This is a genomic window from Ruegeria sp. BC6, assembly GCF_056539185.1.
In genome coordinates, this window is the sequence record NZ_JBQFUM010000004.1 from 304,818 (window position 1) to 317,278 (window position 12,461).

Annotated in this window: 9 protein-coding genes; 7 read left to right on the forward strand and 2 right to left on the reverse strand. The window is 61.2% G+C overall.

Annotated elements, in window-relative coordinates; genetic code table 11:
• The first annotated feature begins 13 nt into the window (after window positions 1-13).
• The 6 genes from ACR0MM_RS14020 to ACR0MM_RS14045 all read left to right on the forward strand — a co-directional run bounded on the left by ACR0MM_RS14020 (window position 14) and on the right by ACR0MM_RS14045 (window position 7,087).
• On the forward strand, window positions 14-532 hold the full coding sequence (locus ACR0MM_RS14020) for a TRAP transporter small permease subunit (RefSeq protein ID WP_170365895.1): 519 nt from the start codon (window positions 14-16) through the stop codon (window positions 530-532).
• Complete coding sequence (locus tag ACR0MM_RS14025; RefSeq protein ID WP_480696833.1) at window positions 532-1,857, forward strand: TRAP transporter large permease; 1,326 nt, start codon at window positions 532-534, stop codon at window positions 1,855-1,857. Before ACR0MM_RS14020 ends, ACR0MM_RS14025 begins: the two co-directional genes overlap by 1 nt.
• Before the next feature lie 70 nt (window positions 1,858-1,927).
• A complete protein-coding gene (locus ACR0MM_RS14030; RefSeq protein WP_093963096.1) occupies window positions 1,928-2,959 on the forward strand; it encodes a TRAP transporter substrate-binding protein in 1,032 nt (343 codons plus the stop codon).
• A gap of 86 nt (window positions 2,960-3,045) precedes the next feature.
• Window positions 3,046-4,398: a glutamine synthetase family protein gene (locus ACR0MM_RS14035; protein WP_480696835.1), complete on the forward strand. Its 1,353-nt coding sequence runs from the start codon at window positions 3,046-3,048 to the stop codon at window positions 4,396-4,398.
• A 94-nt stretch (window positions 4,399-4,492) separates the two neighbouring features.
• Window positions 4,493-5,875, forward strand: a complete 1,383-nt coding sequence (locus ACR0MM_RS14040) for an aldehyde dehydrogenase family protein (RefSeq protein WP_480696837.1) — start codon at window positions 4,493-4,495, stop codon at window positions 5,873-5,875.
• Between the two features lie 66 nt (window positions 5,876-5,941).
• A complete protein-coding gene (locus tag ACR0MM_RS14045) occupies window positions 5,942-7,087 on the forward strand; it encodes an iron-containing alcohol dehydrogenase (RefSeq protein ID WP_480696839.1) in 1,146 nt (381 codons plus the stop codon).
• A 43-nt stretch (window positions 7,088-7,130) separates the two neighbouring features.
• On the opposite strand, the gene ACR0MM_RS14050 is transcribed toward ACR0MM_RS14045, so the two are convergent.
• Complete coding sequence (locus ACR0MM_RS14050) at window positions 7,131-9,098, reverse strand: RiPP maturation radical SAM C-methyltransferase (RefSeq protein ID WP_480696841.1); 1,968 nt, start codon at window positions 9,096-9,098, stop codon at window positions 7,131-7,133.
• A 6-nt stretch (window positions 9,099-9,104) separates the two neighbouring features.
• Entirely contained in the window at window positions 9,105-9,386 is a 282-nt protein-coding gene (locus tag ACR0MM_RS14055; protein ID WP_170341400.1) for an Os1348 family NHLP clan protein, read from the reverse strand.
• 151 nt (window positions 9,387-9,537) lie between these two features.
• Here ACR0MM_RS14055 and ACR0MM_RS14060 point away from each other — a divergent pair, with 151 nt between their 5' ends.
• Window positions 9,538-12,423: an ATP-binding protein gene (locus ACR0MM_RS14060; RefSeq protein WP_480696843.1), complete on the forward strand. Its 2,886-nt coding sequence runs from the start codon at window positions 9,538-9,540 to the stop codon at window positions 12,421-12,423.
• Window positions 12,424-12,461 lie beyond the last annotated feature (38 nt).

A 12,461-nucleotide genomic window follows, 5' to 3' on the forward strand; every position in this document is an offset into this window, starting at 1 on the left:
CAGGGGTGCAGGTATGAGTTTCATGCGGGGATATATTGCGGTCATCGACCGCATGAACCGCTGGATCGGGCGGGTCGTGATGTACGGCATCTTCGTGATGATGGGCATCCTGCTGTGGTCGTCGATCTCGAAGACCTTTTTCCTTCCGTCGCTCTGGACGCTCGAAGTCGCGCAGTTTGCGATGGTCGCCTATTACATCCTGGGCGGGCCGTATTCGATCCAGATGGGTTCGAACGTGCGGATGGACCTTCTCTACAGCGAATGGTCGCACCGGCGCCGGGCCTGGACCGACGCCATCACCGTTCTGTTCCTGATCTTCTACCTCGGCGTGATGATCTATGGCGGTTTCGACTCGCTCAGCTATTCCCTGCAATATGGCGAGCGCAGCCCGACCGCGTGGCGCCCTTATCTGTGGCCGATCAAAGTGATCATGGTCGTGGGGCTGATCCTGATGCTGCTGCAGGCCATTTCCGAACTGTTCAAAGATATTCTGCGCCTCAAGGGCGATGACATCCCGCGCGAGGTGATCTGATGTCGTATGAGTTGATCGCCATCCTGATGTTCTCGACCATGATGCTGATGCTGCTGACCGGTCAGCGCGTATTCGGCGCCATCGGTTTCGTGGCCGTGGTGGCTGCGCTTCTGCTCTGGGGCGACCGTGGCGGCTATGACATCGGGTTTTCGGCCGCGATGAAGCTGATGAAATGGTACCCGCTGCTGACGCTGCCGATGTTCATCTTCATGGGCTATGTTCTGGCCGAGTCCAAAATCGCCGACGACCTGTACAAGATGTTTCATGTCTGGATGGGTGGACTGAATGGCGGGCTGGCCATCGGCACGATCGGGTTGATGGTGCTGATCTCGGCGATGAACGGGCTGAGCGTGGCAGGCATGGCGATCGGGGCCACGATTGCGCTGCCCGAACTGCTCAAACGGGGCTACGACAAGAGGATGGTGACCGGAGTGATCCAGGCCGGATCATCACTTGGGATACTTGTGCCACCCTCTGTTGTACTGGTTCTCTATGCGATGATCGCGCGTCAGCCGGTGGGGCAGCTGTGGTTGGCGGGCATCCTGCCGGGCCTGATGATGGCGGGCATGTTCATCCTGTACATCGTGATCCGCTGCCGGATAAACCCGGAACTCGGCCCGGCCCTGTCCAAGGAAGAGCGCGACGTGCCGATGGCGGAAAAACTGCGGCTGCTGCGCGCGGGACTGCTGCCGTTGGCGATCTTCGCGGCGATGATGGTGCCATTCGTCAATGGCTGGACCTCGCTGGTCGAAAGCTCGGCCATCGGTGCGCTGACGGCTTTTGCGGCCGCCGTGCTGAAAGGGCGGATGACGCGGCAGGTGTTCGAGGTCTCGGTGCGCTCGACCCTGGGCATCACCTGCATGTTCATGTGGATCATCCTGGCTGCGCTGGCCTTTGGCGCGGTGTTCGACGGGCTGGGCGCCGTGCGCGCGATCGAGACCCTGTTCACCGAGCGCCTTGGCCTGAACCCCTGGCTGATCCTGATCCTGATGCAGCTGAGCTTCATCGTCATGGGCACCTTCCTGGACGACACCGCGATGCTGGTGATCGTGGCGCCGCTGTACGTGCCGCTGGTGGGGGAATTGGGCTTTGATCTGATCTGGTACGGCGTGCTGTACACGATCACCACGCAGATCGCGTACATGACGCCGCCCTTCGGCTATAACCTGTTCCTGATGCGGGCCATGGCCCCGCCCGAGATTTCGCTGCGCGACATCTACGGCTCGATCCTGCCCTTCGTGATGGTGATGACGCTGGCGCTCGCCATCATCATGACCTTCCCGCAGATCGCGCTGTTGCTGCCCGACTACATCTACAACAAATGACCCCGGACATACCGGGGCACATGCGAGAGGTTGGTCTCTCGCCCATCGAAACCGACAACGGAGAGAGAAGATGACGAACAGACGCACATTCCTGAAAGGGGCCGCCGCAGCCCCGGCAGCCGCGCTGGCCACCCCGGCGCTGGCGCAATCCACGATCCGCTGGCGCATGCAGACCTATGCCGGCCCGGCATTGGCTGAGCATGTGATCGACCCGGCCATCAAGATGTTCAACCAGATCGCCGGCGACCGGATGCAGATCGAGCTGTTCTATGCCGACCAGCTGGTGCCCACGGGCGAGCTGTTCCGCGCCATGCAGCGCGGCACGATCGACGCGGTGCAGTCGGATGACGACTCGATGGCCTCGCCCACTGAGGTGACCGTGTTCGGCGGCTATTTCCCGTTTGCATCGCGCTATTCGCTGGACGTTCCCGTCCTGTTCAACCAGTACGGTCTGAACGAGATCTGGGACGAAGAATATTCCAAGGTGGGCGTCAAGCACATCTCGGCCGGCGCCTGGGATCCGTGCCATTTCGCCACCAAGGACCCGATCAACAGCCTGGCGGACCTTCAGGGCAAGCGGGTCTTCACCTTCCCGACGGCGGGCCGGTTCCTGTCGCAGTTCGGCGTGGTCCCGGTGACCTTGCCGTGGGAGGACATCGAGGTCGCCGTGCAGACCGGCGAGCTGGACGGCATCGCCTGGTCGGGCATCACCGAGGACTACACCGTCGGCTGGGCGGATGTGACCAACTACTTCCTGACCAACAACATCTCGGGAGCTTGGGCCGGGTCGTTCTTCGCCAACATGGACCGTTGGAACGAATTGCCCGAAGACCTGCAGACCCTGTTCCGCGTCTGCACCGATCAGTCGCATTACTACCGTCAGTGGTGGTATTGGGGCGGCGAGGCATCGCTGCGCGTGAATGGTGACAAGATGAAGCTGACCTCGATCCCGGATGAAGAATGGGCGCAGGTCGAAGCCGCCGCAGTGGCCTTCTGGGATGAGATTGCAGCCGAGTCCGAGACCAAAGCGAAGGTTGTCGAGATCATCAAGAAGTACAATGCCGACATGCAAAAGGCTGGCCGTCCCTACCGGTACGGCTAAGGTGAAACCGGCCTGCCCTCATACCGGGGGCAGGCCGTCGAAAACGTCAGTCCGGCAGGTGGCGCCGGCGCAGAAATAGGTGGCTCATGCTCAACTTCGACACGCTCAAGACCCAAGTTGCCGAAGGCTCGGTCGATACGGTTCTGGTCTGCATGGTGGACATGCAGGGCCGCTTGATGGGCAAACGATTCCACGCCGGTCATTTCGTGGCCGGGGCTTGGGAAGAAACCCATTGCTGCAACTACCTGCTGGCCACCGATCTCGAGATGGCGACGCCGGACGGCTATGCCTCGACCAGCTGGGAGCGCGGCTATGGCGACTATGTCATGAAGCCCGACCTCAGCACCCTGCGCCCGGTGCCGTGGCTGGAGGGCACGGTGATGGTGATGTGCGACGTGCTGGATCACCACACGCACGAGGAGGTGCCGCACGCGCCTCGGTCAATTTTAAAGAAGCAGGTCAACCGGCTGCAGGCCATGGGCTATGACGCGATGTGCGCCACCGAGCTGGAGTTTTTCCTCTTTGAGAAGAGCTTTGACCAGATACGCAAGGAAGGTTTCCGCGATCTGGAACCGATCTCGGGCTACAACGAGGATTACCACATCCTGCAGACCACCAAGGAAGAGCATGTGATGCGGCCGATCCGCAATCACCTGTGGGATGCGGGCATTCCGGTCGAAAATTCCAAGGGCGAGGCCGAGGCCGGGCAGGAAGAACTGAACATCAAATACGCCCCGGCCATGCAGACGGCCGAGTATCACTCGATCGCCAAGAACGCGGCCAAGGAGATCGCGTGGCAGAACGGCCATGCAGCGACCTTCCTGCCGAAATGGCATCATGACCGGGTCGGGAGTTCGTCGCATGTGCATCAGTCGCTGTGGACGGACGGGCAACCGGCGTTTTTTGACAAGGCCGATCCGCTGGGCATGTCGGACCTGATGAAAAACTACATGGCGGGCCTGCTGAAATACGCGCCCGACTATACCTGTTTCATGGCGCCGTACATCAACAGCTACAAGCGGTTCATGAAGGGCACCTTTGCGCCGACGCGCATCATCTGGTCGGTGGACAACCGCACCGCGGGGTTCCGGCTGTGCGGGGATGGCACCAAGGCGGTGCGGGTGGAGTGCCGGATTCCGGGTTCGGACATGAACCCCTATCTGGCCATCGCGGGCATGCTGGCCGCAGGGATTGCGGGCATCGAGGAAGGGCTGGAGCTGCAGCCGCCGACCAAGGGCGATGTCTATCAGGGGGATACCGGCATGATTCCGGGCAATCTGCGCGCGGCGCGGCATGCGTTGCATGGGTCGTCCATGCTGCGGGCGGCCATGGGAGATGACGTGGTCGACCACTATGTGCGCGCCGCCGAGGTCGAGATCGAGGAATTCGAGCGCGTGGTGACCGATTGGGAGATTGCCCGCGGGTTCGAGCGGGCTTAGAGGGCGGATGTGAGGGGCCAGCCCCTCACGCTCCCCGGAATATTTTTGGCCAGATGAAGCAGCGGGCCTGCTTTGCTTGAGGATGGAGTGACCAATGGGTCAGGTGTTGAAATGTATCTCGCCGATCGACGGATCGGTGTTTGCCGAGCGGGACACGCTGGATCGTGACGCGGCATTTGCCGCAGCGGGCCGGGCGCGGGCGGCGCAGGCGGATTGGGCAGCGCGGCCCCTGCAGGAGCGCATCGATCTGGTGATGGCCGGCGTCGCGGCCGTGGGGGCGATGAATGATGAGATCGTGCCGGAACTGGCCCGGATGATGGGGCGGCCGGTGCGTTATGGCGGCGAGTTCGGCGGTTTCAGCGAACGCGCGACCTATATGGCGGGCATCGCGCGCGATGCGCTGGCTGATATTGCCGTGGGCGAGGACGAGGCGTTCAAGCGCTACATCAAGCGGGTGCCGCATGGTGTTGTGTTCGTCGTGGCGCCTTGGAATTATCCGTACATGACGGCGATCAACACGGTGGCGCCAGCCTTGATCGCGGGCAATACGGTTGTGCTGAAACATGCCACGCAGACCTTGTTGGTGGGCGAGCGGATGGCGCGGGCCTTCCACTCGGCTGGCGTGCCCGAGGACGTGTTCCAGAACCTGTTCCTGAGCCATGACGTGACCAACGATCTGATTGCCGGCAAGGCGTTCGATTTCGTGAATTTCACCGGCTCGGTCGCCGGAGGGCAGGCGATGGAGCGGGCGGCGGCCGGTACCTTTACCCCCGTCAGCACCGAGTTGGGGGGCAAGGACCCGGGCTATGTCATGGAGGACGCCGATCTGGACGCGGCGGTCGACACGCTGATCGACGGGGCCATGTTCAACTCGGGCCAGTGCTGTTGCGGGATCGAGCGGATCTATGTGCATGAAAGCCTGTATGACGACTTCGTCGCCAAGGCGGTCGAGATCGTCAGGGGCTACAAGCTGGGCAACCCGCTGGACCCGGAGACGACGCTGGGGCCGATGGCCAACGTTCGCTTCGCCGACGAGGTGCGCGCGCAGGCCGCCGAGGCCGTGGCCGCCGGTGCAGTGGCGCATATCGAGACCTTTGCCGAGGATGACGGCGGCGCCTACCTGACGCCGCAGATCCTGACCAATGTCACACACGACATGCGCGTGATGCGCGACGAAAGCTTTGGCCCGGTCGTGGGGATCATGAAGGTGTCCTCGGATGACGAGGCCATCGCCCTGATGAACGACAGCGAGTTTGGCCTGACCGCCTCGCTGTGGACGCGCGATGTGGCGCGGGCCGAACGCATCGGCGACCGGATCGAGACCGGAACCGTGTTCATGAACCGGGCCGACTATCTGGACCCGGGTCTGTGCTGGACCGGGTGCAAGAATACCGGCCGCGGCGGGGGCCTGTCGATCATCGGATATCACAACCTGACACGTCCCAAATCCTACCACCTGAAGAAGGTGACGGGCTGAGGACGATTTGCCTGCCCCGGACCGACCCCCTCGCCGGGGCAGGCCTTAGACACAAGGAAAGCTGACATGAGTCTTGTTGGAAACTGGTCCTATCCGACCACGATCAAATTTGGTGCGGGCCGCATCAAGGAACTGTCCGCGGCCTGCGCGGCGGCTGGGATCAAACGCCCGCTGCTGGTGACCGACCGCGGCCTGGCCGATCTGCCGATCACCGCCGCGACGCTAGACATTCTTGAGGCCGCCGGGCTGGGCCGGGGCCTGTTCAGCGAGGTCGATCCGAACCCGAATGAAAAGAACCTCGAGGCCGGTGTGGCCGCCTACAAGGCGGGCGGGCATGACGGTGTGATCGCGTTTGGCGGTGGTTCGGGGCTGGATCTGGGCAAGATGGTTGCCTTCATGGCCGGTCAGACTCGCCCGGTCTGGGATTTCGAGGACATTGGCGATTGGTGGACCCGCGCGGATGCCGAGGCGATCGCACCGATCATCGCGGTGCCGACGACGGCCGGCACCGGCTCGGAAGTCGGCCGCGCCAGTGTCATCACCAATTCGGAAACCCATGCCAAGAAGATCATCTTCCACCCCAAGGTGCTGCCGACCGTGGTGATCTGCGACCCTGAACTGACCGTGGGGATGCCGAAATTCATCACCGCCGGAACCGGCCTGGATGCGTTCGCGCATTGTGTCGAGGCCTATTCCAGCCCGCATTACCACCCGATGAGCCAGGGCATCGCGCTGGAAGGGATGCGGCTGGTAAAGGAGTACCTGCCGCGCGCCTATGCGGACGGCACCGACATCGAAGCCCGCGCCCAGATGATGAGCGCAGCCGCCATGGGTGCAACGGCCTTCCAGAAGGGGCTGGGCGCGATCCACGCCATGAGCCACCCGATCGGCGCGGTGTTCAACACCCATCACGGCACCACCAACGCGGTCTGCATGCCCGCGGTTCTGGAGTTCAATGCGCCTGTAATCGCCGACCGATTCGAAGCAGCCGCAGCCTATCTGGGCATTTCGGGCGGGTTCGACGGGTTCAGGGCCTTCGTGCAGGAATTCAACGACTCGCTGGGTATCCCGCGCAAGCTGTCCGATTTGGGCGTGACCGAGGATGCGATCCCGGAGCTGGTCAAGGGTGCGATCATCGACCCCTCGTGCGGTGGCAACCCCATCGAGTTGACCGAGGAAAACCTGACCGGATTGTTCAGGGCCGCTCTATAAGTGTTAGTCGGATCCGGGGAATTGATACGCTCCGGGTCCGGTCTCATTCCGCGGGTTGTGGTCCCGCTACCTGTTCACTTGCGAATTCTGCGGGAAATTGAGCGGCGAAAGCACGTTCTGGCTCATTGCGGATCTCGGACCAGGTCGGCGCCCGCTGGAAGCCAGGCGATCTGAGGGCCAGGGACAGCACCGATTTGTCCTCGACATAAATCAGCCCAAGATTCTCAAGGCGGTCCATCGCAGAGTCAAAAGCGTCCACCCCGTACAAGTCGGATACCTGATCACCAAGAAGCGCCCTGCCGATGATCACTGGGCTCAGGTCAAGGATGGCCCGAGCCGCATCGTCCAATTGGTGAACAACGCGTTTGCCTGACGCTCGCCGGTCGATCACCGTGTTGCCCTCGACGTAGAGGGCTGACGTACCGGCCTCGCTTTGCCATACAGAAAGAGCATCCAGCGTCGACGCCGCGCGCTGCGCTGGCGGGCTTGGACCGTTGTCGACGATGTCGAAATGGTAGGCGAAATTCCAGACTTCTTCGGGCGGCAGGTCGAATATGAAGGAATACGGCTTCGCTGGTTCGACCTCGACCCCAAATGCCTCGGGGTGTTCGAAATACGGGCTGAACCGGTCCGCTCGCACGGGTCCAATCGAGCCGGGTGGTTGCAGGTGATGCAGCAGCGGAATAAGCTTTGCCATCCGTTCGAAGGCCTCGGGGCTTTCACCGGGAAACCCGTAGAGGAAACACCACTCGACAAAAACTCCGGCCTCGGCACACAGCTTCAGCGTCTGGATGTTCTGAATTCCGCTGACCCCTTTCCTCATATGCGCAAGGGTCGGAGTATCGAAGGTCTCGATCCCCGGCTGGATCTTTCGAACGCCGGCATCGGCCAGACGGGCGATCACGGTCGGCGAGAGGTTTGATTTGACCTCGTAATGCATCAGGAATGGTCTCGTGTCCTGCGCAAGTTTCGGGATCAGGGTCTTGAGGTAGCGGTGATCCAGAATGTTGTCGACCACGACAAGATCCGGGCCATAGAGATCGGCAAGCGTGCAGAATTCGGCATAAGCCCGCTCGGCTGACTTGCTCCGATAGGTCATCGATTGGCCGTTCAGCCCGCAGAAAGTGCAATGGTGTTTCGCTCCCCACCAGCAGCCACGCGATGTTTCGATCGTAGCAGATGGCACAAGGCGCTCTGATAGTCCCGCAGTGTTTTGAAATTGATCAAAGAAGGCGTTGAAGTCCGGTATGGGCAGCTTGTCCAGATCCGTGGTCAGGCGCGGTCGAGACTCCTCCAGCGGGTTATCCAATTGGCTCCGGTTCAGAAACCCCTCGACCACGGGCAAGGGTCTGCTGGGCTTCAGAGCTTTCAGAAACTCGGGAAAGGCATGGTCGCCCTCGCCTATGCAAACCGCGTCCAGTTCAGGATGCGCCTGCAAAAGCGCGCGCCCGAGCGGCCCCTCGCAATTAGCGCCGCCCATGACGATGATTACGTCGGCTGACCGTTTCCGCACGGCCCGGGCCAGTGCGATCGAGGCCATGACCTGTTGGAACGACGACGTAATCCCGATCACGGTCGGGTTCTGTTCCATCACCTCATCGGCGCAACGTTCGACGAATGCTCCGGCTTGCTTTCGGGCGGCAATGGCGTTTTGCATGAACGCCAGCCACTCGACTCCGGACACATAGTCACCAAGCACCGTGGTCAGGTAGTCCATCGCGTCCAGATCGCTGCGCGGATAGATCAGATCGCTGAATATCCATTCACCCAGCAGCGCCTGATAGCAGCGGCCATCAGACAGCATGAAATACTCATCGAGACCGATCGCCTCGGCATAGTCGAAGCTGAAGTATTTCTCGGTCGTCGCAAAGCCGTTGTCCCGCGCCAGCTGTGCGAGAAGAGACATCCCAAGCCCGGGATGTTGCAGCGAAGAAAACGGCATGGACACCAGACACAGCTGATGCAGGGCTGCGCCTTGGTCCTGACTGGAGACGGCCGCGCTTTCGCTCATGCGAAGTTACGCGCAGCGGGGCCGGATCACACCGTCGGACGTATCTTCGTAGGCATTCTTGATGTCTTGCATCGCCGACTTCAGGTCGGATTCACCGGAAAAGACGTTCCCAATCGCGGCCAACAGCTTGCGCGCCTCGCCATCCTGATCGAGCGAGATTCCCAAGCGGTTTACTACGCCTTCGGGGTTGTCGATGAATTCTTTTCGAAAGGCCTCGTCAAGGATGCCGCGGCCAATGATCTGCTGAACATCTTCCAGGGTCAAACCCCGAGTATGGTGGTCACTCATAATTGTTCCTTTCGCAATACAAGGCCAATTGTTAATAGTTTTTTTACTCAATATCAATGCCGTGGATGGTCCGCGCCACCCTTGCGTGGTGTCTGGAAAAAGGCCTTGATCAGCGACATACTGAACTCGGGCAGTCGGGGGGCGCTTGAACATGAGGAAACAGGTCCAGATCGAACCGACCGAGCGCAGAATGTGCACGGTTCTGTTCGCCGACATTGTTCGTTCGACCATGATGATCGGCAGTTTGGATCCCGAAGACGCCGTCAGCCATCTGGGCCCTGCCATCGAACTGATCATGTCGATCTGCGAAAAGTTTGGCGCAACCACGTTGTTCACCGGCGATGGCGCGCTCGCGGTTTTTGGATCACCGAACGCGGACGAGGATCACGCGGTCAAGGCAATAGCCAGCGCCCAGCGGATCATCGACCGCATCGGCAAGCTGGACGATCGGCAGTTGGATGTGCGGGTTGGCGTTCATTCCGGCGAATTGCTGGTGGGCCAGTTGCAACACACCCTCGGGGAAGAGCAGGCCTTTCTAGGACCGGTCATGAACATCGCCAGCAAGATCGAGGCCGCCGCCAGAAAGAACGTGGTCACGGTTTCCGGTCAGGTTTTGGAGAATGCCGGTGATCTGTTCGACCATACACATGTGGGCGATCTCGAGCTGGACGGGGGTGCGGGTCCGATCAAGCTGTTCGAAATCACCGGCCGCAAAGAACAGGTGTCGCGCTGGATGGCGCGGGCGCGCCGCGAACGTTCGCCATTTGTCGGACGCGAAAGGGAACTGGCCGAGCTTGTTGCGGCGTGGAACCAGGCGCGCGACGGCAAGGGCAACTCCGTTCTGTTGTTGGGGGCGGCTGGCGTTGGCAAATCCCGGCTGCTGCATGAGTTGGTCGAGAACTGGCCTCTGGGCGCGCACCAGGTTCTGGAGTTCAACTGCTTTTCGCTGGATCAGGAAGCTGCGTATCTGCCAATCACCCGCGTGATCAATGCCCGGTTGGGACTGTCGGACACCAAATCCGATGCAGAACTGGACCAAAAGCTGTCCGACGTTCTGGGCGGGACCAAGTTCCTGGATGCGCATACCCGATCGGCCCTGTATTCGCTGTTCAGCCGTTTCCAAATGGAACCGGCACTGTCGGCTGTAGACCCGTCTCGCCGACGGAGGCAATTGAACCAGATGCTGTCGCGGCTGGTTCTGTCGATGAAACAGGACAAGCCCCTGCTTCTGTTGTTCGAGGATTTGCATTGGGCCGACCAGGGCACTCTGGACGTCATCGACAACCTGCTGGGTCAGGTGCGGGGAACGAATGTACTGATCCTCCTGACTTCGCGCAACGCGAACCTGTTCACGAACGACCCGATGGGTTTGCTCAAGGTCGTTCCGGTCGCCCCGCTGGGCGAGGCGGCCTGCAAGGACCTGATCACGCGCTTGCTGGGCCAGAGCGACATCGATGGTCAGCTGGGCTCATACATCGAAGCCATGAGCGGCCGCACACCGCTTTTCGTTGAAGAATTTGCCCACCACATGCGGGACCGCATGTCGCAAGCCGGGTTCAAGGACGGAGCGATGGACAGCCTGGGCGACATCGAGATCCCCGCCCGGGTTCAACCGTTGATCGCATCCCGGATTGACGCCCTGCAAAGCGAGGACCGCAAAGCTCTGCAGCTGGTTGCCGTCGGCGGGTTGCAGTGGACGTGGGGTGTTCTGGCCGACACGCTTCAACGGCTGGGCTTCGACGCCAAAACCCAGATTTCGACATTGATTGAACGCGGTTTTCTTGAGCTGCCGGAATCTCAGGACGGTCAGCAGCTGCGGTTCAGCCATGCGTTGGTGCAGAAGGTTGGGTATCGCAGTATTCCACGCCAGCGCCGCGCAAGGCTGCACCGTGCGATCTATGAAACTCTGCTGAGCCGCGGCACATCCGACGATCTGGACGTGGCACAGTCCATCGCCCGTCACGCGGACAAGGGCGAGTTGTGGCTGGAGGCTGCCGAGGCTTATACGCGGTGCGGCGAGATGTCGATCAAGCTGTTTTCATTCGAGGCCGCCGTCTCTTATTTCGAAAACGCCCTGCGGTGCATCGACCAAGTTCAAAAGCGTACCGGCACTCAGGTGGCTGTTGACCTCGGGCTACGCGCCCGGCGCGGTCTGCGCGTATCGCTTGTCGCCAGCGGGAACTTCAACCGTATCCTGACCATCTCACGCGAGGCGGAAGCCTTGTCCGACGCGTTGGGGGACACATCCGCGCGCGTTGCGTTTCAGGTCGACCAGGCGATCATGCTGACGATCCTGGCGGATGTGCGGCAAGCGATGGAGGTGTCTGAGCGCGCGCTGCGGAGCGCAACCGTCGCCGAAGATCCGCGACTGCAGGCAAACGCGGCCTTTGCGCTGGCCCAGGCTGCGTGGTTTCACGGCAACTTCGCGGCCGCACGGGCGGCGATTGATCAACATGCGGATCTGTTCCAGACGATGTTCCGTGTGGCCGAAGCGGGCACCACCGGGTCGATTTCGGTGCTCGGGCTTGCGACCCGTGCCAACGCCAACAGCATGATGCATCGGTTTGACGAAGCGGATGCCGGGATCCGCGAAGTGCTGTCGATCGCGGAAGAAACCGGCAAGGCCTATGACCTGAGTTTTGCGCTGATCGCGCGGGGGATCTGGTGCTGGCAGCGAAACGAACCGGCTGACGCCGCCATTGCGTTGCGCCGCGCCTTGCGCGTGTCGGACGATGCTGGAATCGATGTTTTGTGCTGTTTCGCAGCGGCTCCTCTGGCTCGGGTGCAGTCGGTGTTGGGTGAGCTTCCAGATGCCCGGCTGGTCCTGAACCGAGGTCTCGAACTGGCGCGGGACATGGAAATGGAAGCCTTCGTCGCCTGGCTGCTGTCGGCCGAAGTGCAGGTTCTGGCGCAGGAAGGCAGAACGAAGGAGGCCAAGGAACTGCAATCCGATTTGAACGACCTGTGTGACCGCAACGGGTATTTCCAGCACGAGCAATCCAGGGCATTGAGGGCGTTTAAGATTTGCACACCCTAAAAAGTCTCGGCTGAAACGACAGCGCATTCTTGGCTAAG

Excerpts from the sequence above, each read along its gene's own strand:
- ACR0MM_RS14045 (WP_480696839.1), top strand. The coding sequence starts at position 5,942 with ATGAGTCTTGTTGGAAACTGGTCCTATCCGACCACGATCAAATTTGGT.
- ACR0MM_RS14040 (WP_480696837.1), top strand. The coding sequence starts at position 4,493 with ATGGGTCAGGTGTTGAAATGTATCTCGCCGATCGACGGATCGGTGTTT.
- ACR0MM_RS14030 (WP_093963096.1), top strand. The coding sequence starts at position 1,928 with ATGACGAACAGACGCACATTCCTGAAAGGGGCCGCCGCAGCCCCGGCA.
- ACR0MM_RS14035 (WP_480696835.1), top strand. The coding sequence starts at position 3,046 with ATGCTCAACTTCGACACGCTCAAGACCCAAGTTGCCGAAGGCTCGGTC.
- ACR0MM_RS14055 (WP_170341400.1), bottom strand. The coding sequence starts at position 9,386 with ATGAGTGACCACCATACTCGGGGTTTGACCCTGGAAGATGTTCAGCAG.
- ACR0MM_RS14020 (WP_170365895.1), top strand. The coding sequence starts at position 14 with ATGAGTTTCATGCGGGGATATATTGCGGTCATCGACCGCATGAACCGC.
- ACR0MM_RS14060 (WP_480696843.1), top strand. The coding sequence starts at position 9,538 with ATGAGGAAACAGGTCCAGATCGAACCGACCGAGCGCAGAATGTGCACG.
- ACR0MM_RS14025 (WP_480696833.1), top strand. The coding sequence starts at position 532 with ATGTCGTATGAGTTGATCGCCATCCTGATGTTCTCGACCATGATGCTG.
- ACR0MM_RS14050 (WP_480696841.1), bottom strand. The coding sequence starts at position 9,098 with ATGAGCGAAAGCGCGGCCGTCTCCAGTCAGGACCAAGGCGCAGCCCTG.